Annotated in this window: 30 protein-coding genes; 25 read left to right on the forward strand and 5 right to left on the reverse strand. The window is 35.9% G+C overall.

The window, feature by feature from the left end:
* The first annotated feature begins 3 nt into the window (after positions 1-3).
* On the forward strand, positions 4-573 hold the full coding sequence (locus EZL74_RS12350; RefSeq protein WP_131476962.1) for a hypothetical protein: 570 nt from the start codon (positions 4-6) through the stop codon (positions 571-573).
* Here EZL74_RS12350 and EZL74_RS12355 read toward each other — a convergent pair.
* From EZL74_RS12355 to EZL74_RS12365, 3 genes are read right to left on the reverse strand one after another with little or no spacing between them, the layout of a single operon-like run.
* Positions 570-1,229, reverse strand: a complete 660-nt coding sequence (locus tag EZL74_RS12355; protein WP_131476963.1) for a M15 family metallopeptidase — start codon at positions 1,227-1,229, stop codon at positions 570-572. The two genes, EZL74_RS12350 and EZL74_RS12355, sit on opposite strands and share 4 nt — an antisense overlap.
* Before the next feature lie 3 nt (positions 1,230-1,232).
* Positions 1,233-2,537 carry an NAD(P)/FAD-dependent oxidoreductase gene (locus EZL74_RS12360; RefSeq protein WP_131476964.1) on the reverse strand — a complete coding sequence of 435 codons (1,305 nt, stop codon included), beginning with the start codon at positions 2,535-2,537 and terminating at the stop codon, positions 1,233-1,235.
* 22 nt (positions 2,538-2,559) lie between these two features.
* A complete protein-coding gene (locus tag EZL74_RS12365) occupies positions 2,560-2,877 on the reverse strand; it encodes a rhodanese-like domain-containing protein (RefSeq protein WP_131476965.1) in 318 nt (105 codons plus the stop codon).
* Between the two features lie 168 nt (positions 2,878-3,045).
* Between EZL74_RS12365 and EZL74_RS12370 the strand changes: the two genes are divergently transcribed.
* The 9 genes from EZL74_RS12370 (at position 3,046) to EZL74_RS12410 (ending at position 11,047) form a co-directional block, all read left to right on the forward strand.
* Positions 3,046-3,501 (forward strand): MarR family winged helix-turn-helix transcriptional regulator, encoded by a 456-nt coding sequence (locus tag EZL74_RS12370; protein WP_131476966.1) that lies wholly within the window; start codon positions 3,046-3,048, stop codon positions 3,499-3,501.
* A gap of 12 nt (positions 3,502-3,513) precedes the next feature.
* On the forward strand, positions 3,514-4,146 hold the full coding sequence (locus EZL74_RS12375; RefSeq protein ID WP_131476967.1) for an NAD(P)H-dependent oxidoreductase: 633 nt from the start codon (positions 3,514-3,516) through the stop codon (positions 4,144-4,146).
* Positions 4,147-4,169: 23 nt separating this feature from the next.
* Positions 4,170-4,736 carry a YceI family protein gene (locus EZL74_RS12380; RefSeq protein ID WP_131476968.1) on the forward strand — a complete coding sequence of 189 codons (567 nt, stop codon included), beginning with the start codon at positions 4,170-4,172 and terminating at the stop codon, positions 4,734-4,736.
* Between the two features lie 242 nt (positions 4,737-4,978).
* Positions 4,979-5,551 carry an anthranilate synthase component II gene (locus EZL74_RS12385; protein ID WP_131476970.1) on the forward strand — a complete coding sequence of 191 codons (573 nt, stop codon included), beginning with the start codon at positions 4,979-4,981 and terminating at the stop codon, positions 5,549-5,551.
* A gap of 386 nt (positions 5,552-5,937) precedes the next feature.
* The gene (locus tag EZL74_RS12390; RefSeq protein ID WP_131476972.1) at positions 5,938-6,561 is read left to right on the forward strand and encodes a TetR/AcrR family transcriptional regulator; all 624 of its coding nucleotides are present in this window, start codon (positions 5,938-5,940) and stop codon (positions 6,559-6,561) included.
* Positions 6,551-7,879, forward strand: a complete 1,329-nt coding sequence (locus EZL74_RS12395) for a TolC family protein (protein WP_131476974.1) — start codon at positions 6,551-6,553, stop codon at positions 7,877-7,879. The genes EZL74_RS12390 and EZL74_RS12395 overlap by 11 nt, the downstream gene beginning before the upstream one ends.
* Positions 7,880-7,893: 14 nt before the next feature.
* A complete protein-coding gene (locus tag EZL74_RS12400; RefSeq protein ID WP_131476976.1) occupies positions 7,894-8,973 on the forward strand; it encodes an HlyD family secretion protein in 1,080 nt (359 codons plus the stop codon).
* A gap of 30 nt (positions 8,974-9,003) precedes the next feature.
* Complete coding sequence (locus tag EZL74_RS12405; protein ID WP_131476978.1) at positions 9,004-10,593, forward strand: MDR family MFS transporter; 1,590 nt, start codon at positions 9,004-9,006, stop codon at positions 10,591-10,593.
* 103 nt (positions 10,594-10,696) lie between these two features.
* Positions 10,697-11,047, forward strand: a complete 351-nt coding sequence (locus EZL74_RS12410) for a hypothetical protein (RefSeq protein WP_131476980.1) — start codon at positions 10,697-10,699, stop codon at positions 11,045-11,047.
* Between the two features lie 416 nt (positions 11,048-11,463).
* Here the strand turns inward: EZL74_RS12410 and yaaA are convergent, their stop codons facing one another.
* Entirely contained in the window at positions 11,464-12,222 is a 759-nt protein-coding gene (yaaA, locus tag EZL74_RS12415) for a peroxide stress protein YaaA (RefSeq protein WP_131476982.1), read from the reverse strand.
* A gap of 192 nt (positions 12,223-12,414) precedes the next feature.
* Between yaaA and EZL74_RS12420 the strand changes: the two genes are divergently transcribed.
* The 14 genes from EZL74_RS12420 (at position 12,415) to EZL74_RS12480 (ending at position 24,618) form a co-directional block, all read left to right on the forward strand.
* Positions 12,415-12,870: a hypothetical protein gene (locus tag EZL74_RS12420; protein WP_131476984.1), complete on the forward strand. Its 456-nt coding sequence runs from the start codon at positions 12,415-12,417 to the stop codon at positions 12,868-12,870.
* Between the two features lie 359 nt (positions 12,871-13,229).
* Positions 13,230-14,972: a tyrosine-type recombinase/integrase gene (locus EZL74_RS12425; protein ID WP_131476986.1), complete on the forward strand. Its 1,743-nt coding sequence runs from the start codon at positions 13,230-13,232 to the stop codon at positions 14,970-14,972.
* A gap of 100 nt (positions 14,973-15,072) precedes the next feature.
* Complete coding sequence (locus EZL74_RS12430; protein WP_131476988.1) at positions 15,073-16,602, forward strand: RNA-directed DNA polymerase; 1,530 nt, start codon at positions 15,073-15,075, stop codon at positions 16,600-16,602.
* Positions 16,580-16,750 carry a hypothetical protein gene (locus EZL74_RS13170; RefSeq protein ID WP_162604292.1) on the forward strand — a complete coding sequence of 57 codons (171 nt, stop codon included), beginning with the start codon at positions 16,580-16,582 and terminating at the stop codon, positions 16,748-16,750. The genes EZL74_RS12430 and EZL74_RS13170 overlap by 23 nt, the downstream gene beginning before the upstream one ends.
* A gap of 43 nt (positions 16,751-16,793) precedes the next feature.
* Entirely contained in the window at positions 16,794-17,129 is a 336-nt protein-coding gene (locus EZL74_RS12435) for an SdpI family protein (RefSeq protein ID WP_131476990.1), read from the forward strand.
* A gap of 477 nt (positions 17,130-17,606) precedes the next feature.
* Positions 17,607-18,089 (forward strand): hypothetical protein, encoded by a 483-nt coding sequence (locus EZL74_RS12440; RefSeq protein WP_131476991.1) that lies wholly within the window; start codon positions 17,607-17,609, stop codon positions 18,087-18,089.
* Between the two features lie 186 nt (positions 18,090-18,275).
* Positions 18,276-18,719 (forward strand): hypothetical protein, encoded by a 444-nt coding sequence (locus EZL74_RS12445; protein WP_131476993.1) that lies wholly within the window; start codon positions 18,276-18,278, stop codon positions 18,717-18,719.
* Between the two features lie 1,195 nt (positions 18,720-19,914).
* Positions 19,915-20,331, forward strand: a complete 417-nt coding sequence (locus EZL74_RS12450; protein WP_131476995.1) for a hypothetical protein — start codon at positions 19,915-19,917, stop codon at positions 20,329-20,331.
* Positions 20,332-20,485: 154 nt separating this feature from the next.
* Entirely contained in the window at positions 20,486-20,872 is a 387-nt protein-coding gene (locus tag EZL74_RS12455) for a hypothetical protein (RefSeq protein WP_131476997.1), read from the forward strand.
* A 192-nt stretch (positions 20,873-21,064) separates the two neighbouring features.
* Complete coding sequence (locus EZL74_RS12460) at positions 21,065-21,484, forward strand: hypothetical protein (protein WP_131476999.1); 420 nt, start codon at positions 21,065-21,067, stop codon at positions 21,482-21,484.
* Between the two features lie 158 nt (positions 21,485-21,642).
* Positions 21,643-22,143 (forward strand): hypothetical protein, encoded by a 501-nt coding sequence (locus EZL74_RS12465; RefSeq protein ID WP_131477001.1) that lies wholly within the window; start codon positions 21,643-21,645, stop codon positions 22,141-22,143.
* A gap of 39 nt (positions 22,144-22,182) precedes the next feature.
* Positions 22,183-22,893, forward strand: a complete 711-nt coding sequence (locus tag EZL74_RS13115; RefSeq protein WP_154669987.1) for a hypothetical protein — start codon at positions 22,183-22,185, stop codon at positions 22,891-22,893.
* A gap of 164 nt (positions 22,894-23,057) precedes the next feature.
* A complete protein-coding gene (locus EZL74_RS12475) occupies positions 23,058-23,621 on the forward strand; it encodes a hypothetical protein (RefSeq protein ID WP_131477002.1) in 564 nt (187 codons plus the stop codon).
* A 484-nt stretch (positions 23,622-24,105) separates the two neighbouring features.
* Positions 24,106-24,618, forward strand: a complete 513-nt coding sequence (locus tag EZL74_RS12480) for a hypothetical protein (protein WP_131477003.1) — start codon at positions 24,106-24,108, stop codon at positions 24,616-24,618.
* 1,216 nt (positions 24,619-25,834) lie between these two features.
* Here EZL74_RS12480 and EZL74_RS12485 read toward each other — a convergent pair.
* A complete protein-coding gene (locus tag EZL74_RS12485) occupies positions 25,835-26,086 on the reverse strand; it encodes a hypothetical protein (RefSeq protein WP_131477004.1) in 252 nt (83 codons plus the stop codon).
* Between the two features lie 158 nt (positions 26,087-26,244).
* Between EZL74_RS12485 and EZL74_RS13245 the strand changes: the two genes are divergently transcribed.
* Positions 26,245-26,508: hypothetical protein (locus EZL74_RS13245; protein WP_204745141.1), on the forward strand; the 264-nt coding region annotated here is incomplete at its 3' end.

Raw genomic sequence — 26,508 nt, forward strand, 5'->3', positions numbered from 1 at the left:
CCTATGAAAAATCTTGTAGCAATCTTTTTCTTGTTGTTCAGTTCACTTGTTTTAGCACAAAAACCATGTGAAATTGACGCTAACGTCAATGACAGTTTAGGAACTTATAAATCAACCAAACAGCAATTAATTTTTGAAAGAAGTTTTGCCGGAAAGTCTAACAGCATATACTTTTCGCTATCAAATACCAATGGTGTTTTGACTGTTGAAGTTCAGTTTTTGCAAAAGAGTAATGAGTTTATAAAGGCCAACTGTTTGGATGCCGGAAGTAAAATTCACCTTCAACTCAACAATGGCAAAATTGTAACGCTCTTACATACCGGGAATGACACTTGTGGTACTTTGCTTCGGGATGATAAAAACAACAATAACCGCATCATGAGTGGTACTTTTTTGTTTGCAAAAGAAAATTTTGAAGATTTAAAAACTTCTCCGGTAACTTTTATGCGCATCAAATACTCGGGAGAAACCATCGATTATCCGTTTAAAACCAAATTAATTTCGGAACTGAATCATTCAACTACTGAGCCCGAAAAATACTTTATTGATTATTTGAAATGTATCGAAAACTAGTTTTCACACCTCCATTTTAAATTAGATACCTCGTCAGCTGAACTGTTGATTAAGTTGTAATGCCACCACTCGGAGTCGAAAGACTTGAAGTTGTGCTGCAGCATAGTTTCTTTCAAAAACTTTCGATTGGCCAAAACCTCTTCAGAAAGATTTTGATAATTATGACCGGCCTCAATACCGAAAAAATCAAACTTGGTTCCCATATTCAGTTCTGTTCCTAACGAATCAACTAAAGAAATATCAACAGCCCCTCCTTTGTTGTGTATAGAACCTTTCTTGGGATTGGCAACGTAATTGGCATTGGGAACAATTTTCCACATTTTTTTTTGAATATCCCGCGGGCGGTAACAATCGTATAATTTGATGCGGTATCCTTTGTTTAAAAAAGCTTTATTTGCCTCTAAAAGCGATTTAACGGTTTTCACTTTCAGAAAACATTCGGCACACGGATAAACCTGTTTGTTGAGAAAATTATCGGTAGTTGCATACTTCATATCGTATACAAAATCATTGCTGTAATTTTTGAGATTGACAAAGACATTATCGTCTTTCTCCTGAGCAATGTCTAATAAATGGGCTGATTTCTTGGAATCGAGATATGTTGATTTACAGGAAGCCAAACAAAACAGCAATAGGAATAGAAGAGACTTTTTCATGAATTACACTTCATCACTGGTAAACGTTATAAAACTTTTCTTTTTATAAGGTCGAATAATTAAACGCCCTTCGCGGTCAAACCGAACATAATTGTAAGCCCAATTGAGGAAAACTACCGCTTTGTTTTTGAAGCCTATAAGTGAAATAAGATGTACAAACATCCAAACAAACCAAGCAAATACACCGTTAAAATGGTAATGAGGTAAGTCGACCACCGCCAAGTTTCTTCCTATGGTTGCCATCGAACCTTTATCGTTGTATTCAAACGGTTTCATTTTTTTACCGCTCATCAATTGAATCAAATTATCTCCTAATAATCGTCCTTGTTGCATAGCGGGTTGTGCCATCATGGGGTGGCCGTTCGGGAATTTATCAGTTTCCATAGAGGCGATATCTCCAATGGCAAATACGTTTTCGAAACCCTTCACCTGATTGAACTGATTTACCCGAATCCGAGCTACCCTATCGACCAAACTACTTGCAGGCAAACCAAAAACAACAGCTCCCTGCACCCCGGCTGTCCAAATAACCGTAGCCGTTTCAAAGGTTAAATTAGAATCTGTAGTTATAGTTCTTCCGTCATAGTTGGTTACCCTAACGTTTTTCCAAATCTTGACGCCTAGTTCGAGTAAAAATTTTTCAGCAGCTTGCGAGGATTTCTCACTCATGGTGCTCAAAACCCTGTCGTCACTCTGTACCAAATTAATTTGCATTTTGGAAATATCGAGATCGGGATAATCTTTTTGCAGGATTGCCTTTTTCATTTCTGCCAAGGCTCCGGCCAACTCAACCCCTGTAGGCCCTGCTCCTACTAACACAAAATTGATTAAGGCATTGCTTTCGGTTACATCTTTGGTCAAAACCGCCTGCTCAAAATTCTCCAAAATCAAACTGCGAATGTTCAATGATTGCGGAATAGTTTTCATTGACATAGAATTGCGCTCGATTTCTTTATTTCCGAAGTAATTGGTTTTAGATCCGGTGGCTATGACTAAATAATCATAATACAAATCACCTATTTCAGAGATTATTTTTTGATTTACAGTATCAATTTCTTTTACGCTGGTCAATCGAAAATAAAAATCTTTATACCCCTGAATAACCTTACGGATGGGATATGCAATAGAACCCGCCTCCAGTCCACCCGTAGCCACTTGGTATAACAGCGGTTGAAAAGTGTGGTAATTGTGTTTGTCTATCAGCACCACCTGAACATTTTTGTTTCTGAGTTTTTTAGCCAATGCAATACCGGCAAAACCTCCACCTATAATAACGATGCGCTTTTTATTGGTTTGAGGTATGTTCATGGTTTGATGGGTTGATTATTATTTATTCATTGGGAAATGTAACTTCTCCTTGCCAATTCATGAATCCTCCTTCTAAATTATAGGTGTGTTCAAAACCCATTTGACTCATGATATTACAAGCCTGGGCGCTTCGGCTACCGGCACGACAATACACATAATAGTTCTTCGTTTTATCCAGAGCATCAACTTCATAAATGAACCCCTGTCCCTTGTAAATATCGATGTTGATTGAATTAGGGATAATGCCTTCCTGACATTCGTCTTGGGTTCTGACATCAAGAATCACGGCATTCGTATCAGCAGCTAGTTGGTTGGCCCAGTCTTGTTGTGATAAATTCATAGTACTGTATTTAAGTAACAAATATAATGGTTTTACCGATTTGAACTACTCGAATGCGACCATAATCTGAGTTGTCATTTTAAACATTAACAAAAAAATAACATAACATTTGTATATACAAATATAAAATATTATACATTTGTACCAACAAATATTGTAGTGGTAATTATGAAAATTGAAGACATCATAAAATCGACCGTAGCTTTGGAAGACTCAAAAAGAGTTATCCTGAATATCATGTATACTCAAAACGTGATAAGTGACAAGTTCAACGAAATCATGAAACCTTATGATTTATCGAGTGAACAATACAATGTTTTGCGCATCCTCCGCGGACAAAAAGGTAAACCGGCTAATATGTGCATCATACAAGAGCGAATGTTGGCCAAAAACAGTAACACTACCCGATTGATTGACAAACTGCTATTGAAAGACTTGGTGACCCGAGAAGTTTGCCCGGATAACCGAAGAAAAATTGAAGTACTGATTACTCAAAAAGGGCTGGATGTACTAACCGAACTTGACCCAAAAGTTGACGAGCACGAGATGTTTTTTGCCAAAAATTTGAATCAGGAAGAATTAGCGCAGCTAAACCATTTATTAGAAAAATACCGAACAATTTAATTAAATCATACTATGAGCAACTTTATAAAAAACGCTAACTGGCGCTACGCCACCAAAAAATTCGATCCAACCAAAAAGGTATCGGATCGCGATTTGGAAACTTTGAAAGAAGCTATTCGTCTGAGTGCATCTTCCTATGGGCTTCAACCCTACAAAGTACTAATCATTGAAAACCCTGAAATCAGAGCAAAATTGCAACCTGTTGCATGGGGTCAATCTCAAATTGTTGAGGCTTCGCATTTATTAGTTTTTGCCAACATCACTGATTTTGGCGACACACAGATAGATGAATACATTGAGAATGTAGCTTCTACACGCGGATTACCTGCCGATACTTTAAAAGGTTATAGCGACTTCATGAAATCAAAAATTTCATCGTTACCTTTGGAAAACAGAAATGTGTGGACTTCAAAACAAACTTATATAGCACTAAGCAATTTATTGAATGCCGCTGCAGAGTTAAATATTGACGTAACTCCTATGGAAGGCTTTGAACCGGATAAATTCAATGAAATTTTAGGTCTCAATGATTTAGGACTGAACACCTCTTTGGTGGCAACTATCGGGTACCGTCATGAAGAAGATGCTACTCAGAACTACGCAAAAGTGCGCAAATCAAATGAAGAATTATTTATCAATTTATAATCAATAACTAAAAACAATTAAAAATGAAAAACTTAAGAACAATTGCCATCGCCCTATTCGTAGCTCTAGGAACAACTGTAGCTACAGCTCAAGCTAAAAAAATCAATGCGGAAAAAAGCACCATCAACTGGGTTGGTAAAAAAGTAACCGGTGAACACAGTGGTACCGTAAACTTTAAAGAAGGAATGTTAATCTTCAAAAACGGAAAAGTAGCCGGTGGAAATTTTACAGTTGACATGACTTCGTTAACTGCTACAGATTTATCAGGCGAATGGAAAGATAAATTAGACGGTCACTTAAAGTCAGAAGATTTCTTCGGAACTGAAAAATTCCCAACTTCTACATTAAAATTCACTAAAATTGCCACTAAATCAAAAGGTGTATATACTGTAACTGCTGATTTAACCATCAAAGGAATCACAAACCCGGTTACTTTTGATTTGGTTACCAAAGGTAATACTGCAACTTCAACGTTAAAAATCAACAGAACTAAATACGGAATCAAATACGGTTCAGGTAGTTTCTTTGACAATCTTGGAGACAAAACCATTAACGATGATTTTGATTTAACCGTTAACTTACAATACTAATCACAGAGAAAAACAGCTGTGAAATAGCAACCTCGGAAAGAAATTTTCGAGGTTTTTTTATTTTTAAAAACGAAACAATTAATATAATTTGATTATTTATTTAAACAAAATTAAAATACTGGTTTATAATATTATAAAATAAAAACAAATTAGACAAATCTCACAAAATAAAACCAATCATAAGGCTGGGAAAAACTACTTACCTTTGCACAAAACCAACCTTACCCAAAGACACAAAAAGGATGCGTAAAAAAATAGCCGTTATCGACAATTACGACAGTTTTACTTATAATCTGGTTCATTATCTCGAAGATTTGGATGCAGAGGTAACGGTTTTTCGCAACGACGAACTAGAACTGCAGGAGTTGGAAATTTTTGATAAAATTTTACTCTCACCAGGGCCGGGCATTCCTGATGAAGCCGGTTTGTTAAAAGAGATTATTGCCACGTACGCTTCCAGCAAAAGCATATTAGGGATTTGTTTAGGACAACAAGCCATAGCCGAAGTTTTTGGAGGGAGTCTGAACAACCTGAATAAAGTCTACCACGGTGTAGCAACCCATGCCATCCAAACAGTTGTTGACGAGCCACTTTTTGACAAAATTCCCAATGAATTTGAAATAGGTCGTTATCATTCATGGGTAGTCAACAAAATTGATTTTCCAGAAATTATGGAAATCACCTCAACAGATACTAATGGTGAAATAATGTCTATCAGACATCGCGTATTTGATGTAAAAGGCGTACAATTTCATCCCGAAAGCGTACTTACGTCTCACGGAAAAACCATCCTGAAAAACTGGCTTAACACATAAGTTCCCGTTCGCTAAAAGCATACTCGATTTTTACGTTATGTTTTTACATTACCTTATTCAGAATTCAAACAATTTTCACTATGAGAATTGAACTGAAATCACTTTTCAAATCTGTTTTTAGCTCCAAAAAAAATCACATTTTATAATCATTTCTAACTGCATTTTACGAAATCAAGCCTAGGCAAAATCTATTTCGTTTAAAAAAACAAATCGAAAAACAACTTTACATAATTAATCTTATACTATTGATAATTATATTTTTAAATATTCAATATAGGTTTTATCTATGGTTCTTTTCTGCATTAAATAAATGTTAAAATTAATTTAAACAAACGTTTAATTTAAACAAATGTTTAATTTTGTCCCCGATTTAATTCAAAAGAAGTATGACTGAATTTAATGAAAAACAAATTGAAATTCTTCAGGTGGCGGAACAGTTGTTTGCCGAAGAAGGTTTCGACGGTACTTCGGTTAGAGATATAGCTAAAAAGGCCAACATCAATATCGCCATGATATCGTATTATTTTGGTTCTAAAGAAAAGTTATTGGAGTCCTTAGTATTGTATCGCATATCGGGTATGCGTATGCACCTCGAAAATCTGTACCAGGAAAACATCTCTCCTATCGAGAAAATTGAAAAGCTTATAGTGTATTATATAGAACGCGTGAACAAGAACCGTTGCATGTATCAGATACTGCATTTCGAACTTTCAAATAAGAAAAGAGAAATCAATCTGGAAGCTTTTACAGAAGTTAAAAATCAAAACCTCAAATTTCTTGAGGGTATTATCAAAGAAGGTCAGGAACAAGGTATGTTTCAGTCAGATATTAACGTGACTTTACTGCCTACGATCATTATCGGGAGTTTTATCCATTTTCAAATGAACAAAGTGTACTACAAAGAAATTTTGGGTTTAAAAACTGAAGAAGATTTTGAGAATTACGTTCTGAACGATTTGACTGCACACATTCAAAAAACCATTAAAGCCCTTTTAGTATATGAAAAATAACCAAACACTGCTTCTTGCCTTTTTTCTTTTGCTGGTTTTTAAAACCCATGCACAAGAGAAAAAGTTGCTTACTCTTAAAGAAGCCATAGAAATAGCAGTAACCAACAGTGATGCGGCTAATTTAGCCAAAACCAAAGTAGAAAGTTCAAAATTAGAACTCGACAATGTGAAAAACAACCAATATCCGAGTGTAAAAGCATCGGGGCAATACCTCCGTTTATCGAGCGCTCATGTCGACTCTAATTTGTCTTCCAACAATTCTTCTTCGTCCGGACCGGCAGCTCCCTTGAAAGTAGACCAATTGATGTTGGGACAAGTAAATGTTGCCATGCCGCTTTTCAACGGTTTTAAGCTAAAGAATAGTATCAAGGAGTCAGAAAGCATGTATAAGGCCGAATCCTTCTCCGAAAAGCACTCTAAAGAGCAAATAGGATTGGAAGTAGTTGAGTTATTTGCCAATCTATACAAAGCACAGCAAATGACAACGCTTATTGAAGACAATCTGAAAACAGCCCAACAAAGAGTTAAAGATTTCAAAGCCATGGAAGAAAATGGTTTGATTGCCCGCAATGATTTGCTCAAAGCCCAGCTGCAGGAATCTAATATACAGTTGTCTTTAGATAATGCCAGAAAAAACACAGCTATTGCCAATTACAAATTGAATACGTTATTAAAGCTTCCGGAGAATACCCAAATTGATATTGATATTGAAGCGGTAAAAAGAGACATGCAAAGCAGTCGTGACCTTGCTGCTACCGGTGAAAGAAATGATTTAAAATCATTGGAACTGAAAAAATCTGCGGCAGAAAGCGCCGTTAAAATAGCCAAAGGGAACTATTACCCTTCATTATTTTTAACCGGAGGTTACATTGCCTTTGATTTAAACAATGTGCTTACCGTTACTAATGCCATGAATGTGGGTGTGGGCGTTTCTTATGATTTATCGAACATCTTTAAAAACAGCAAACAAGTTAAACTGGCTCAAAGCAGAGCAAAAGAATCGCAATTGGCCGTAAGCATGATGAGCGAACAAATTAAAGAAGAAACGTTTCAGGCCAATGAAAACTACAATTTATCGTTGAAACAAAGTTTGGTATATGACAAAGCCGTAGAACAGGCCTCCGAAAACTACCGCATTGTAAAAGATAAATACGATAATAATCTTTCGACTACGAATGATTTACTGGAAGCCGATTTTGAACAATTACAAGCTAAAATCAATCAGGCTCTTTCTAAAGCCGATGTAGCTCAGAAGTATTATGAGTTGCAATTTGCCAACGGGAAACTAACCTCATCATTAAACATCACTCAAAACTAAAATTTTCAAAAACCATGGAAAATAAAAAAACGAATAAAAAATTCACATTAATCTTCATCGCCTTCCTTGTGATAGGCCTTACTTATGGCGGTTACAAGTACATCCATTCTTTGTCACACGAGACTACGGATGATGCGCAATTAGCAAAAAAAATGAATCCGATAATCCCGAGAGTTGGCGGTTACATCACTAAGGTTTTGGTAAAAGATAACGATGTGGTTAAAAAAGGCGATACTCTTTTTGTTATTGACAACAGTGATTATCTTGTAAAAGTTGAAGAAGCTAAAGCTGCTTTACTGGCTGCTCAAAGTAATTTAGAAGTTGCTAAAGCCGATATTGGTTCGGCACAAGCAGGCGTTTCGGTATCTGATGCCAATGTACAATCGGCCTTCGGAAACATTGAAACTGCCAAAATCAGACTCAGAAGAGCGGCAGCCGACTATGAGCGTTACAGCAATTTGTATAAAAATCACTCCATTACCAAACAACAATTTGAACAAGCCGAAGCCGCCAAGCAGGAAGCCGAAAACCAGGTTAAAATACTGCAGGAGCAACAAAAAGCATCTTCTTATCAAAAATCGGTAGCGACTTCTAAATCGAATGTGAGCAGCAAACAGGTTTTAGTAGCTGAAGCAAACGTAAAAAAAGCACAAGCTGCTCTTGAAGCTGCTAACCTGAACCTAAGCTATACTGTAGTTACCGCCTCTATCGACGGACAAATTTCGACCGTTGACCTTCAACCGGGTCAATTGGTTCAACCGGGACAATCATTGTTTTACATCGTAAACAACAACGAAATGTGGGTTGTAGCCAATTTCAAAGAAACACAGTTGAATAAAATGCGTCAGGGACAAAAAGTAAAACTGAAAATTGATGCCTTTCCGGGAACCGATTTTGAAGGTGAAATCAGCTCATTCTCTCCGGCTACCGGATCTAAATTCTCCCTTTTGCCCCCAGACAATGCCAGTGGAAACTTTGTGAAAACGGTACAACGATTGCCGGTAAGAATCAATTTTACAGCTAATAACGACAAAGAAAAATTACAATTACTCCGTTCAGGAATGAACGTAGATGTAGACGTGATTTTGAACTAATTACAAATTAAAGACTAATCATTTATTAAAATGGCAAAAGCAGCAGTAGTCCAGGACGACTTAGTAGAATATGGCTTTCGCAGGATAATCATTACCATCACAGCGGTGCTTTGTGCCTTGCTCGAAATTGTTGATACCACTATTGTAAACGTGGCCTTAAACAATATGCGTGGTAGTTTAGGTGCCTCGCTTACTGATGTGGCTTGGGTGATTACCGCTTATGCAATTGCCAATGTGATTGTAATTCCGATGACGAGTTGGTTATCGCAACAATTTGGACGCAGGAATTATTTTGCCGCATCAATCATTATTTTTACCGTAGCCTCTTTCATGTGTGGTAATGCCGATAACATTTGGGAGTTAGTCGCGTTTAGATTCATACAGGGTTTGGGTGGTGGTGCCTTACTGGTAACTGCGCAAACCATTATCACCGAAAGTTATCCTGTTGAAAAACGAGGCATGGCTCAGGCCATTTATGGTATGGGTGTTATTGTGGGGCCAACATTGGGTCCGCCTTTAGGAGGTTACTTAGTAGACCATTTTTCGTGGCCTTATATTTTTTACATCAATGTACCCATCGGAATCATTGCGGCTTTGTTGACCCTAACCTTTGTGAGAAGTCCAAAGTATGGCGAAAAACTAAAAGCCAACCAAGTTGACTGGATTGGGATTGTACTACTCTCTGCCTTTATTGGCTCGCTGCAGTACATTTTAGAGCACGGACAACAAGACGACTGGTTTAATGACACTACTATTAAAACCCTCACGGTTATCAGCGGTTTAGGTTTATTCTTCTTCATTTGGCGTCAATTGACTTATGCCTTTCCTATTGTAAATCTAAAAGTTCTTAAAGACAGTAACCTGCGGGTTGGTGTCATCATGAGTTTTATCATGGGATTTGGGTTGTATGGTTCCACTTTTATCATTCCAATTTACACCCAATCCATTTTGGGATGGACCGCAACTGATGCCGGATTACTCTTGGTTCCGAGTTCAATTACCGTGGCTATAATGATGCCCATGATTGGTCAACTGATTCAGCGCGGAGTTCCTCAAACTTATCTAGTGGCATTGGGTTTTCTGGCATTCTTTATTTTTACTTATTGGATGCACAATATCATGACTCCTGATACCGGTGAAGAACATATGTTTTGGCCCTTGATTGTTCGAGGTCTTGGGTTAGGATTACTTTTTGTACCTATTACTACGCTTTCGCTTTCGGCACTGAAAGGAAAAAGTATCGGAGAGGGTGCAGCATTTACCGGAATGATGCGTCAGTTAGGAGGTTCGTTCGGAATTGCGATCATTACTACTTTCTTGGCTCGCTTCGGACAAGAACACCGTGTAAACCTGATTGCCCATCTGGATATGACCAAAGTAAACGTACAAGACCGATTACATGCGCTCCAAAGAGGATTTATGGCCAAAGGATTCAGCCCCGATGTAGCTTTGCAAAAAGCCTATAAAGTGTTAGATTTTGGGGTAACCAAACAAAGCACTGTGCTTTCTTACATGGATGTATTTTTGTATCTGGGTGTTCTTTTTCTTATTTGTATCCCTTTTATCCTATTGATTAAAAAGAATAAAAACAAAGTAGACCTGAGCGAAGCTATGCATTAAACCTCTAATTTACAAGTTATTAACAATTTATATCTTTTCTAAAAACAATTTCTTAAATTTGGTTGAAAGCTGTCGGAACCACTAACCTTTAAATCAAATTATCATGGGACTTTTTGGTAATAGAGAGAAGAAAATCATCGAGGAACTTCACAAGAAAAGTGAAGACCACTGCAAAGAAATCAGCAAAGAAATCGATGAATTGTTAGATGAACTCAAAACGGATTACAACGAAAATCGGGAAGTAGTAAAAGAATTCTCTTCTTTTGTTGATGAATTAAAAACTAAACTCAGTCCGGAAGATGCCAATAAACTTTTAGATTTTTCCAGACGCTTGAGCAAAGTAAAGCGGTGCGCCAAAAAAGGGGTTGAAGCTATGAGAGAATTGGCAAGAGACCAGCGCAAAGTTACCCGCGAAACCAGTATGGAATATGAAGAGTACTTTTATATGAAATAAAAAAAGCTACCAAAAATAGACTGCCCCCAAAAAGTTAGACACTTATTGGGGGCATTTTTATTGCTCTTCGACAAGCTCAGAATGACATTATTGAAATCAGTTGTATTTGTCTTAATAGAGACTTGATATGTTATGGATATTCGCAATTGGGTGCTTCTACAAACTCATAGTGACACATGTTTTGCTGATTGTTTTTTTTTAATATAAATACATTTTAGTAACGATACAATTAAGAACGGTATGGTCTGTCTGATCCTGTCGAAGACCTTCTTTAAGATAATTGTATTTTGGATTGTACTTCGACTGCATCAACATGAAATCATTATAATCAGTTCTGTTTGCTTTTAGAAAAAATTATATGACTAGTGGTATTCTTTTGTGGTCAAATAACCAGACTAAATTCTGCTTTGCATTAATTATCGGGTGAAAACCAGTTTATTTCCTTGGCTTAAATTGCCATCAAAGACATACCCTTCATAATTGAATCCTTTCAGGTCATCCAGCGTTTCGGCATTGGTATCTATAATGTAGCGTACCATCATCCCTCTGGCTTTCTTGGCAAAAAAACTAATCATTTTGAGTTTCCCGTCTTTATAATCTTTGAACTCGGGAGTGATTACAGGAACTTTCAGTTTTTTAGTATCAATGGCATCAAAATATTCATTACTGGCCAAATTAACAAACAATTCTTCCTTTTCTAACTGAGCGTTTAAAGCTTTTGTGATGTTAGATTTCCAGAATTCGTATAGGTTTTTGCTTTTTCCGATGGCTAATTTAGTCCCCATTTCTAATCGGTAAGGTTGAATCAAATCGAGTGGTTTTAAAACACCATATAAGCCCGAAAGTATTCGGAGTTTGTCTTGCAATACAGCTATCTTTTCAGCCGGTAGCGTGTAGGCCTCCAATCCTATGTATACATCGCCATTAAAAGCGTAGACTGCCGGGCGTGCATTATCGGGGGTGAAAGGTGTTTGCCAATCCTGATTGCGCTGCCAGTTTAATTCAGCCAATTTTTCAGAAATATCCATCAATGCTGACAACTGCTTAGGCTTTTTCTTTTTTAGTATCTTTTGAATGGTCTCTGATTGTTTTAAAAAAGCGGCTTCCGAGTAAAGACTTGTTGGAAGAGGCGATTCAAAGTCTAAGGATTTGGCCGGTGATATTACGATTTTCATAGGAGCTTTATTTTGGTGTGTATGGAGTCAAAAATACAAATTAGATGCTGAAAATCCATACCCTAAAATGATTTGTTTGAATGTAGTGATGTTGTAAACATTGATTAAAATTGTGTAACTGTAAACCGCACACGGCTTGTAAATTTGAAGCATCAGAGGTAGATACTAAGGTTACTTTAAATAAATGGATTTATGAAAAAAATTATACTGTTACTGGGTATTGCATTATTGGTTTCGTGCAAAAGTAAAAACGGAACGACAGACCGGTCTATCGAAATGGTTAAAGCCGAAGATGTAGATAAGGTGAAGAGTGACCGGGCTTATGAACTGGGCAAACGGGTACTTGAGGCGTGTAATACTTCTCGTTTTAAGCCTTTTAGCAGCAATGAGGCTACAGAAAAAGTACGACAGAATGCCACTAAAGAGAAAATATCGAGCACTTGCCAAAAGATAAACCAACGCTACGGAAGATTCAAAGGTCTCAACCTGATTGATATTACTCATAACAAGAATACTGATGAGTACGTGTTTCGTTACAGTATTGATTACGAAAAAAAATATTTTAAAAAAGAACTCAAAGTAACTGTCAATGGAGAGAATAAGGTATCAGGGATTGCCACACAAGAAGTCCCGCAGAAGCCTATGTAGTTTGCTTTGCCAGCCTGCTTATGTTTGTATTGTGTAAGACCGAGCCATGATACTCAGTTTTTATGTAATGACTGTTTCTGTCACCACTGATGCTTTTGATATGCTTTTGATATGCTTTATTCATACCTATGCTATACAGGACAAGACAGACCTCAAGACTCAGTATTCTTATCGGAAAAGCATCGATTTAGAATTTCACTACATTCACTATTATTAAAAAATATCTCTATACCCAGTTGCTCTCGTTTTCTAATATTGATTTGTGCATATTTTCTTTATGATTGTTCATAAAAAGTTCATTCTTTCTTTTGCTTTTGTAAGTAAAAATCTCTACTTTTATATTTTACTTTACACCTTTTATGTCGGTAAGCATCAAAAAGATATGGCATCGTGAAGGGTTCAGGATTGGTGTTTTTTTTGATTATGATTTTAAAAAAGCAGCACTCCTGAAGAGCATTGGTGCAAAATACAGCAAAACAAATACCTGTTGGTATCTTGATTACGACATAGAGTCTTACAGACGGTTTAAATCAGTTTTTAGTGATTACATTATTGACAATACTTCAGATTTAAATTCAATTGCATCGGTGACCGACAGTAGTCGTGACCATTCACCCATAGCAGCAAGCGAAAGTCAGTTAGGTTTGCCGGCGGTAAACAATCCTGAACATAAAGTGCCCGGAAAGGCATTTGAAAAAAATTTGCGATTGAAAGTATTAGAGAACATTGGCAAGTACTGGGTTTTTAAAATGAGGTACGATCAGGAAACGAGCCGGGCCCTGTTAAAAATCAAAGGAGTTTACTGGAACGATAATTACCGTTGTTACATGGCCTTGCGCAATCCTACTGTAAAAACTGCGGTAGAGGAAGTATTGCAGATTTTTCCGTTTTTTGGAGAAGATTATACATCGAAAGACACCTCTTTTAGAGGAGCCAATCTTAGAATTGCTCCACATCCTGAAGCCGTTTCATGGATGGAGGTGTATGTACCCCGTTTGGCAGCTGTGCATGAAAAGATTAAGCGGTTTGCCATGGCTCGGTATAGTAAAGAAAAGAACTGCTATTTGTTACCGGCGGCTCCGTTGGTGTATGACAGCATACAATTGCAGATGGAGGCCTTGGAAGTAGGCATTTTAAACGAATTGCCGAAAGGTTATTTACAAAAACAACATTTGCCCAATAAAAAACAACTTGATTTGGTCAACACAAAGCAGTTACTATTGAATCAGGTTTCAGCACTGGGTCGTCAGTATGTGCTCGATATGGTGGATAGTTTACTGGCGTTGAACTACAGCAGCTCAACCATGCGTGGATATACTCAAAGTTTCATTCAGTTTTTGCGCCATTTTGAGTATCGAAATCCAGAAGAAATCACGCCCAAAGAAATCATACGGTTTTTGGGTTCTTTGATGGAAAGAGGTCTTTCGGCCAGCTCAGGACACAGTATGGTAAACGGTTTACATTTTTACTACCAGCAGGTTTTGGGCAAGAACGAATATGAATTTAAACTCCCCCGACCCAAAAAAGAAAAGAAATTACCGGTGGTACTAACTATGGAAGAGTGTTTACGAATTTTCAGAGTCGTTGACAACCCAAAACACAAACTATTATTGCTGATAGGCTACGGTGCCGGACTGAGATTAAGTGAAATAGTTAATTTACAATGGAATGATATTCATTTTGATGAGTACAAAATACACATCAAAAATGCCAAAGGTAAGAAAGACAGAATGGTGATGCTGCCCTACTCTATTGTGCAGTCGTTATTGATATACCGTGAACTTTATAATGGGAAGCACTATGTTTTTGAGGGACAATTTGCCGGTGAGCCCTACAGCTCCAGAAGTGTACAGGAAGTGATGCGGGAAGCATTAAAAAAAAGCGGGTTAAATAAAAAAGCAACGGTACACACCCTGCGCCACAGTTTTGCAACCCACTTATTAGAAAACGGAACAGATATCAGATATATTCAACAATTTCTCGGTCATTCAGATATAAGAACGACAACCATTTACACCCACCTAACAAGTAACAGTGTAAACAAAATAAAAAGTCCACTGGACATCCTAATTGACGAAAACAATAAGAAAAAACTGGACTAGTTTTTTGTAATACACAAAAAAGTTACCTAAACTTGTAGATATTTACTAGTTAGCGGTCAGGCTAAAAGACGACACAACAGACAATAAACATTGACAATTAATGAAACGAATTTTAGAACTTAATCATACAGAAGCAAGACAATATCTTTTAAAAGCTGAAAGCTATTTCAACTTTGACTTGCCTCAATATTTTGTTTTCCAAAACGTAATTCAGCAAGTTTCTGCACAACTAAACGGACATAGATTATCTGACTTTTACAATAGCTTTACGAACCCAGCGGGGCAACAAAAGGCGACTTATCCTTGTGACTTTGAAAATGTAAATTATATCTTTCTAAATAACAAAGACGGCAAATTTGCTTGGCGACCATTTCAATTAATTCACCCAGCGTTATATGTTTCGCTTGTTCACAACCTAACCGAAGAACCTAACTGGAATTTAATTATTGCAAGGTTTGGACAATTTGCAGCAAATCCGAAAATTAAATGTTATAGCATTCCTTTGCAATCGGACGGAACGCAATCAGATAAAGCAACGACTGTAACTCAATGGTGGCAGACGATTGAACAACAATCAATCGAACTTGCACTTGAATATGAGTATGTTTTACATACGGACATTACTGACTGTTACGGTTCAATTTATACTCACTCGGTTCCTTGGGCTATTCATACAAAACCAGTAGCAAAAGCAAATAGAGACCCGAATGGAAATTTAGGTAATATTATTGACAAACATCTTCGTGATATGGCATTTGGACAAACAAATGGCATACCTCAAGGAAGTGTTTTAATGGACTTTATTGCAGAAATGGTTTTGGGTTATGCAGACACCGAACTATCAATTAGAATTCAACAAGCAAACATTCAAGACTATCATATCATTCGTTACAGGGACGACTACCGTATATTTTCAAACAACCCACAAGACGCAGAAATAATTACCAAAATCTTGACAGAAATATTAATAGAACTTGGAATGAGACTCAATGCACAAAAAACATTGGTTTCAAATAATGTAATTCGTGATTCTATCAAGCCCGACAAAATCTATTGGATAGCAGAGAAAAATGGCAGTAAAAGCATTCAAGAGCATTTGCTTTTAATTCATAATCTTTCAGACAAATTCCCCAATTCAGGTAGTTTAAGTAAAGCGTTAGGGAAATTCTACAACAGAATTAAAGGCTTAACAGAACTAAACAACATCCAAGTTTTGGTTAGCATTCTTGTGGACATAATGTATAAAAACCCAAGAACGTATCCTATTGCATCTGCAATTTTAAGTAAACTTCTATCACTACTAAACGACCCGACAAAAAGAGACAAAATTTTACAATCAACTATGACCAAGTTTGCGAAAATACCAAACACTGGACATATAAAAATCTGGCTTCAACGGTTGACAATCAAAATTGATAGACAAAGAGTTTACGAAGAAGACCTTTGCAAAAAAGTTAATGACCCAACAATACAAATATGGAATTCGGACTGGCTTAACAACACTCTAAAAACTTTAATTGGCACGACTCCTATAATTGACGAGCAAATAATTCAGGACATTGATGTTGTAATAAATCAGACAGAAGTTCAACTATTTAAACCAGAGTATGACGACAACCTTGACGAATAAAAAAGCCCGAACCGCTAACACGGGTTTGGCAAAAGTGGCGGTTCAGTGCTCCGCAGACACATTTGTGGTTAATCAAAGTTTGGTTCTCCGCATCAATATTTGTGGTGAAAATCGCCACCTTCGCCAAGCCCGAAACCGTTACCAGTAATGGTAAAACAAATCGCGGTAAAAGAACATTAAAATAAAAAAATATGATATTAATTCTCTCGGTATTATTGGTTTTCGCAATCATTCTAAAGTTTTTTACGCCAAAAGAACCAAATTATTTATTCGGTTATCAATTTGGAAACGCCAAGAAAAGTACCGAGCATTGGAAAGTTGCAAATAAATATGCTTCAAATTACATGATTGCATTATACTCAACGACATTGATATTAAATTTAATATTTGACTATCAAAAATATGACGGTTACTTTCTGATATTGACAATTTTACTTATTGGATTTATAGCAATGTATTTTGATATTGAGAAAAGACTAAAGGGAATAGACAAAACCACTACTGGTAACAGCGGTTACCCGCAATAGCTGGTTGCTTAGTCAAATTGACGTTTTTTCTTCACGAAAAAACTTTATCTTTAACCGAAAATAATCTGTCCGCTGGCGCCGCTACTGCGGGTAGCCGCGAAACGTTATACACAACAATATTTGCCGAAATTTGCTTCGAAAGTTTGCCGAAAAAAATGCTTTCCCTACTCGATTTTTGTCGAGTTTTTTATTTGGAATCGTTTGGGCTTTATGGAAAATTCTCTGCTTGCCGGATTTCGGTTTGGCCGAATTCTGAAGTTTGTGCCGAATTGAATTGCGGAGTTTGATTACTTTTATAATTGCTGTGTATAACAGCGGTTTTACGCTATTGCGAGTTTTGTGGTAAATTCACGTTTAGTTTTCATAATAATATTTATCTTAGCCGATAGTACGCGGTTTCGCACCTCGCAACAGACGTAAATCCGCGGAACGTTGGCAGAAAGCTTGAGAAACGCAACTATATCTCGAAATCTAATTATGAAGAAAATCAGAGGAAATAGAAGACGATTAAGGCAAATTGAGAATTGGAAAATTAACAGTCTTGAAATTGATTTAAACTATTTTCTAAAAACTAATAAAGATTATGTAAAGTTTCGAGTTTTTCCTTGGAATCCAGTCGCAATGTCTATTCATAATTATCCAAATCCAAAAGGAAAAATTCGAAAGAAAATTATCGAATCATTTTTTGAAATTTATGAACGTTGGAATGTGCAATTAAAAGAACTTGGAAAACCGTATTATTTAAAAATTTGGTTATTTGAACCTGATGTTTACAATTCCCAAGTAGTTTGCGCAATAAATGAAAAAATAGAATATTACGAGAATATTTTTAATGAAACCGAAGTGAAAAAAACTATCGAAAAATCAAGCTTTGCAAAAACAACAAGCAGAATAGACGAATATAATTGGGAATTAAGAATTGAAGAATATGGAAGTCAAGTGTGGCTTGGTGAAAAGTAAAGCCTTCTGCCAACAGCGGTTTCGCGCAATAGCTAGTAAGCATTGCGCCGGAATCCTAACGGATTCCTGAAACCTTGTCTTCCGCATACAATTTTTTCTTAACTTGCCGCTACTGGCGCAAAGCCGCGAAACGTTAGCAGACATGGCAGAAAAACGGTTTTATGAGAACTTATTCAATTTTTTAAAATGTTCATAGAAGAATTAGAAAAATACAAAATCAACAATCACTTTTTTTTAGAACCAGATGATGATTTAAAGCAAGTTTGTAACGCACCGACAGACAAAAGCGGAGTGTATTATGTGTATGCTCTAAAAAATGGAAAAATAGAGCTAGTCTATATTGGTTGTTCCGGTAAACTTCAAAAAGACGGAAAAATGTTTGTCCGAAAAGCTGGGCTCGGCGGAATAAAAGACAGATTGGTTAACGGACATCAATTTGGAAAAGTACCAAGAAAAAAATCATGGCCAAACCAAATGCGAAAAGAAAATATCGAAGCTTTGGATATTTATTGGTTCGCAACTCATGACAGCAAATACTGTGATTGTCCAAAGATAATTGAAAGTAAATTACTGAAAAATTACTTTGAAATCATGGGAGGATTACCAAAATGGAATAAGGTTATTTATTAATAAAAAAAGCCACGTCTGCTAACAGCCGTTATCCGCTATAGCTGGTTTTTCTTGAGTTGTACTTCTATTTTCACGTAAAAAGTTTTACCTTAGCAGACAGTACGCAGTTCGCTGGATTCGCTACAGTCGGATAGCGGCGAAACGTTATGCCCAATTTTTCAAAAAGTGCAAAAATGAATGAAAGCTAAAAGAATAAAAGTTTCCGGATTAATAGTTTTGTTAGTTGTCTTAACTTATTTCACTTACAATAAATTGACAAGATTTATTAAAATTGATTCGTGCTTGGATAAAGGTGGAAGTTGGAACTATACTCTTGATAAATGTGAATGTTTACACGACAAAGAAACTGATTCGAAGAATATAACTTTGAAATAGAAAAACTAACTAAAATATTGCTCACTTAATCAACCAAAGAAAACTAATTAAAATTCAAGATGTTATCGAAATAAAACTGGGCATAACAGCGGTTTTCCGCTATTGCGAGTTTTGTGGTAAATTCACGTTCTGTTTTCGTAATAATATTTATCTTAGCCGATAGTACGCTGCTTCCTACCTCGCAACAGGCGTAAAGCCGCGAAACGTTGTGCGTCAGTTTAGGGTTAATCCGAAAAAATAATCACACTTTAGATTTTAATCGCAAACAGATTTTTAGGATTCTCGGTTAAGGCTAGGAATTTTAATGAAAAATCATAGAATCTTCTGAAAGGGAGTCGAGGTATTAAAAACCAAGTAATTTCGTTTCTAACTATAAAGATACGTCCGAACGCCCTAGAGATACGTTTCCCCACCCGAGAGACGCGATTCCCCGCCCTAGAGATGCGATTCCCCACCCGAGAGAAGCGTTTCCCCGACCGAGAGAAGCGTTTCCCCACCCGAGAGAAGCGTTTCCCCACCAAAGTGACGCGTTCCCCCATTTTGGTAGTTGAGCTTGCCACTGGAGTGATGAAACCTTTTCGTAAAGTCTTTAAATTGGGCAATAAGGTGATGGAATTTTGCCCTAAAGCACCATAAATTAACCAATTAAAAAACCGAACGCACAACAGCGGTTTTACGCTATTGCGAGTTTTGTGGTAAGTTCACGTTTTGTTTTCGTAATAATATTTATCTTAGCCGATAGTACGCGGTTTCGCTCCTCGCAACAGACGTAAAGCCGCAATCCGTTACAAGCAAGCTTCACAAACACTCTGCAAAAAAAATGAAAACTGACAATTCGATAAAAGAAATAACTATTGCAGCAATTAATCGTTCAGCAATGAATCCGGAAAGTTGGGTTTATTCAAAAGTTTACTCAGAAAATAGCGCAAATGAATTTGAACTTGAAGAAAATGAATTGCCAATTTTTGAAGTTAGTAGCGCGAAAGCAAAGACAATTATAACTACTCGCCGCATAATTGAAAAGGAAAATGAAAAGGTTTGCTTTGTAGATTTTGAAGAAGTTGACGATGTAATTTACGGAGATTTTAAAGGGCAAATAAACAAACCAGAATTATCAAAATTCAGGATTGTTGACATGTACGGAGAGCAACATGATTTCCAAATGGAAACTGGAAAAGCATCAATTGGTTTAATAAGTTGCGTGAAAACAGTTTTGAAACTAAAAGCCAGCTTGTAACAGCGGTTTTGCGCAATGACTCCTAACCGCTCCGCCGGAAACCTAACGGTTTCTCCAAACGCTTCTTCACGCAAAAATTTTTTCTTAACTTGCCGTCACTGCGCAAAGCCGCGAAACGTTACCAGCAATTGTAAAACAGGTAGAATAGACTACTATGCGATCAAGAATCCTAAAACCAAAAATATTAGTACTAGTTTATATAATTACTTTAGTTATTTTCAGTTGTAATAGAAAAAATGATTTAGAAAATCAGATTACAATAAAAATAAATTCAATAGACAGAAAAACTAAACTACCTAGAACAAATGTATTTGATACTATTGAGGTCAGAATAGAATCGATTGGATTCCCTGCCAAACGATTTCCGAAAATAGCTGAATATGTAACTGATTCTTCAGGTTCGGTGAAAATTAAAATAGATCGCGATGAAAAATATTTATTATTACTCAGTGTTCCATATTTTTATGGTTCAGAAGATATAGTTGGAAAAAACTTGAAGGACGGTCAAGAAATAAATATGGAAGTATTTCATCCAGAATAATAACAACTGCTGGTAACAGCGGTTTTACGCTATTGCGAGTTTTGTGGTAAGTTCACGTTTAGTTTCCGTAATAATATTTATCTTAGCCGATAGTACGCGGTTTCGTACTTCGCAACAGACGTAAAGCCGCAATCCGTTAGCGGTAATTAGTTCCCAGACTCAAGGACATTGAATAATTTAAATTTAGAAGTTATGACAAATATTGATCTTAATAAAATAAAGCTAATAACATTTATTTTTATTCCATCTTTTATTGTTTCTGTTATTTGTCCTGGAATTTTATTTGTGTTCATGTTTGGCAAAGACCTATTTATTAATACGGATACAATTAAATTAACCTTATTAAGTATTTCAGTTTCATTTCCAATTTGGTTTATTAATAGTATTTTTGTTTATTATCAATTATATTATAATTCAGACGAAGAGTTGGAAAATGATCATTTGCAATTTGCTTCAATTCTTGGAAGCTTCATGACAATCCCTGTTATATATCTTCCGATTGTAGTGAAATTATTTTGTGAAATTCCTTTGCAAGCTGGTGTCATGATTTCTTTTGCAACACTATTACTTATCCTTTTAATTATATATATAGTGAAATTGAAAAGGAACTAACTACCGCTAACAGCGGTTTCGCGCTATTGCTGGTTTTTCTTGAATTGTACTTCTTTCTTCACGAAAATATTTTATCTTAGCAGACAGTACGCAGTTCGCTGGCATCGCAACAGACGCGAAGCCGCGAAACGTTAGCTGCTATTTTAACACTCAACTTTATGAAACCGAAACAAAATATAAAAACCTTTTCTGAATTGTATGAAACAACTGTATCTGGAGACTACCTTTTGTCAAGTTTTATGACTGGACATTTGGTAATTGAGTTTCTGCTGGTTAAAATAATAGAGTTGAGCCAACCAAAGCTTATAGATTTTGCTGAAGGACTGAACCATTATAAACTAATTGAATTAGTATATGGGTTAAATCATATTGATGAGCGACAAAAAGAAGTCTTGATACTGATTAATAAAATGCGAAATAAGTTTGCTCACCATTTGACATTTGAACCTTCAATAAATGAATTGCAGGAAATACTTTTAAAAGCTTCAAAAGCTTTCAATGATATGACAGATGGTTTAGAACAAGGACTCGGAGAAATAAAAGACAAAAAATCAATAAGAGAATGTGAAGAATGGGTTATTCCAGAAATGTTTGTACAAATTTCATACGACTTACATGACATATACCAAGATCTTGGAGGCGATATGGAAAACTTTTAGTTTTTATGTCCATTTAATTATTAAAACAATAACAGAAACATGAAAACAGAAAATCAAGAATGGAAAGTTGACTGTAACAGATATATTGGTTTCATGGATGTAATGGGTTTTAAGGACATGGTAGCAAGAAAAAGTCACGAAGAAGTTGGACGAATGCTACATCAAATGTCTTTTATGAAAGATATATTACAAAGGGTAATTGTTAGCCCACTGAAAGAAAAAAATGAAATGTTTGAAAGAGAAGAAAGAGTGAAGTCAATTACTTTTTCAGATTCGGTATTGTTTGTAACAAAAGATGATTCATTATCAGATTTGTTAATCCTATCAAGTGTACTGGAAATTTTCCAAGAAGCAGCTATTCAAAGAGGTGCCCCTACCAAAGGAGCAATTTCATTTGGAAGACTGACTGCAGATTTTGAAAAATCGTTATTTTACGGTCAACCTCTTATTGATGCATATTTATTGCAAGACCAGCTAAATTATTACGGGATAATAGTTGATAATGAAGCAGAAGCTAGAATTATAGATAGTATAAGACGAGAACAAATTGATGAGTCTTTAATTAAAGGACATTTTTACAAATTAGCCACACCTTTAAAAAGTGGGAAAGTTCAACATTACAATGTTCGACTTGGTAATTTAACAGAAGAACAAATTGAAGATATGTACAAAACCGTTTCAGGTGGAGTTAGAAAGTATGTAGACAATACCATAGAAATATATGAACTCATGAACAAAAACAGCAGCTAACAGCCGTTTTGCAAAAGCGGGGGTTTCGTGCTTCTATGACAGTGAAGTGCTAAATTCAAGCTTTGTGCATCTAATGAAGTTTAGTGCTGAAAATCCCCGCCTTCGCAAAGCGGCAAACCGTTATGAGCAAGTTAAAAACCCAACTATAAATTGAGCAAAAATAGATGAAACAAAACGTATTTTTATTTTTAGCAATCATGCAATTCATTTCTTGCAATACAACCAAGCAAAAAAACATTGCTGATGAAAATTGTTATATCGTTTTAAATTCAGTTTCTAATGTAATAAGTGTTGGAGATAAGAGAGATGTGTGTTTAACTCAGATGATTGATGAAGTTAGAAATGGAAAAAAGGTTGACGCTGAAAATTTAAAAAAGCTTCAAAACTTACAGAAAGAAATAAACAAAAGGCTTTTAGAAAGTTTAAAAAATTTAGAAACAGAATCCGCGAAAAACAAGAATGAAAAAATTTTTGATGTTAGCATTCAGTATCTTAAAAAAATACAGAATATGGAAAGGCAATTTCCGATACTTATTAGCGACATGTCAGATGATATTCCCGAAAATAATTCGAGATATAGCGATTCAATTGCAATTTCCACAAAAGAAATAGAAAAATTCTATGTTTTATACCGTGACACTATGCATCAATATCTTGAAGTTCATAATATAAACGACAGAAAATTTGATTCAATTCAAGCTGTCGTTGACAAAAAATACAAAACATAGGCAATATTTAACCTGCTCATAACAGCGGTTTCGCGCAATAGCTGGGTTGCTTAAGCCGCTTGTCGACTTTCCGCTGGAAAGTCTTATCTTAGCCGAAAACAATCAATCACGCGCTCCGCTACAGCGCAAAGCCGCGAAACGTTAACAGCAACATAAAAACAAAAGTTAACGCAAAGAAACGCACGCAGTTTTAAAAATTCCACAATCGGTGTTTTGTGTTTGGAAAAGACTGTGATAATGGAAACTGAGCCTGAATGCCGGAAAACGTCCGTCCGAGTTTTACAGAATATGAATTTTTAAAACTACTACAGAATGCTGCTGTTAACAGCGGTTTTCCGCTATTGCGAGTTTTGTGGTAAATTCACGTTTAGTTTCCGTAATAATATTTATCTTAGCCGATAGTACGCTGCTTCTTACCTCGCAACAGACGTAAAGCCGCAATCCGTTATGTGACAGCTTTTAAAACCACATTTAAATAGAAATTATGGAAATAAGCAAGAATATTTTTTTTGAAAAAAACATCTTAAATCAAGAAGATAAAAATATACATAGCAAACAAATAGAAATTACGAGTTTAAACTTGGATGATTTCAATGCTCGATTGAATTCGAATATTGTTTTAGTTTATAATTCTGACTATAGAGGCTTTTTTCTAAATTCTGAAGATGAACGATATGGAAGATTATTCACTAGACATATAGCTCATTTACTAACTTATTACAATCATCGAGAAACTTGGAATGAAACAAGTTTTATTTCATATGACTTAAATCTAATAAAATATGATTTTGAAGACTTATACTTAAGTATCAAAAATTTAAACCAAAATTACACTCACAATTTAGAATTGGTAAGAAGATTAAATCTTTTTAAAAATAGATGGAATAATTATTATCCTCTGGGAATTTTGAGTAAAGAAGGAGAACAACAATATAAAAACGAGTTGCAGAAAATGGTTGACAAATTAAATAAGTTAATTGATTCGTTAAATATTTAAGCCGTCACATAACAGCGGTTTCGCGCAATTGTTGGTTTTCATTTTTACGAGTTCACGAAAAACATTTATCTTTAACAGAAAATAATCAGTTCGCTGGCTTCACAACTGTCGCGAAGCCGCGAAACGTTATACACAACAATATTTGCCGAAATTTGCTTTGAAACTTTGCGTTTAAAGTTTGCCGAAAAAAATGCTTCCCCTACTCGATTTTTTATCGAGTTTTTTATTTGGAATTGTTTGGGCTTTGTGGAATATTCTCTGATTGCCGGATTTCGGTTTGGCCGAATTCCAAAAGTTTGCGCCGAATTGAATTGCGGAGTTTGATTACTTTTATAATTGCTGTGTATAACAGCGGTTTTACGCTATTGCGAGTTTTGTGGTAAATTCACGTTCAGTTTTCATAATAATATCTATCTTAGCCGATAGTACGCGGTTTCGTACTTCGCAACAGACGTAAAGCCGCAATCCGTTAACAGCAACATAAAAACAAAAGTTAACGCAAAGAAACGCACGCAGTTTTAAAAATTCCACAATCGGTGTTTTGTGTTTGGAAAAGACTGTGACAATGGAAACTGAGTCTGAGCGCCGGAAAACGTCCGTCCGAAGTTGCCGAATAAGAATTTTTAAAACTACTACAAAATGCTGCTGTTAACAGCGGTTTTCCGCTATTGCGAGTTTTGTGGTAAATTCACGCTTTGTTTTCGTAATAATATTTATCTTAGCCGATAGTACGCTGCTTCCTACCTCGCAACAGACGTAAAGCCGCGAAACGTTATACACAATAATTTTTGCCGAAATTTGCTTTGAAACTTTGCATTTAAAGTTTACCGAAAAAAATGCTTCTCTTACTCGATTTTTATCGAGTTTTTTATTTGGAATCGTTTGGTCTTTATCGAAAATTCTCTGCTTGCCGGATTTCAGTTTGGCCGAATTCCAAAAGTTTGCGCCGAATTGGATTGCGGAGTTTAATTACTTTGATAATTACTTTGATAATTACTGTGTATAACAGCGGTTTTACGCTATTGCGAGTTTTGCGGTAAATTCACGTTCAGTTTCCGTAATAATATTTATCTTAGCCGATAGTACGCTGCTTCGCGCCTCGCAACAGACGTAAAGCCGCGGAACGTTAGCGGAAAGCGTTGGCAAAACCCTTTTAATTTGACACTTAAAACAATTTAGTTTTGATGAAAAATATTTCATTTACGAAAATATCATTTTACTTTTCGATAGCAATTTTAAGCTGTTTCGTTTTAATGTTTTTACTAATAACTATTTTCCCTTCACCGGCAGTTTGCGAAGGATTAGCAGATTTGTTCACAATCGTTGGCGGAATTATAGGAGTATTGGGTTTTTCATTTGCAATTGCAGGTATCAAAGAACCAAATTCAATAAAGAAGTGGATTGGAATAATTGTTAACGCAATTATGGCATTTGTTTTAATCCAAGATTTACTGATTAATAACGCCATCCGCTAACAGCGGTTTTCCGCTATTGCGAGTTTTGTGGTAAGTTCACGTTTAGTTTCCGTAATAATATTTATCTTAGCCGATAGTACGCGGTTTCGTACCTCTCAACAGACGTAAAGCCGCGAAACGTTGTACGACAGTTAGAAAAAGTTGCTATAAAATGAAAAAAATATTCTTATTTATCAATCTACTACTTTTCAATCTTTGTTTTAGCCAAGTAAGTTTTGAAGAATATAAATCCTATCACATTGTCTTTGACAAAAAAAAGCTGACCTCGCCAAATAATGATTTTACAATCACAATCCCATCTGACTGGAATTCAGAGTATGTAAATTTTCCAGAACCAGTCAACGAAAAACATCTCCCGGATGATTACCATGTATGTTTTTCTGAATCACGTGTTCAAGATAATTACGTGTTATGC

This window comes from Flavobacterium silvisoli, from assembly GCF_004329815.1.
Taxonomy (GTDB): Bacteria; Bacteroidota; Bacteroidia; order Flavobacteriales; family Flavobacteriaceae; genus Flavobacterium; species Flavobacterium silvisoli.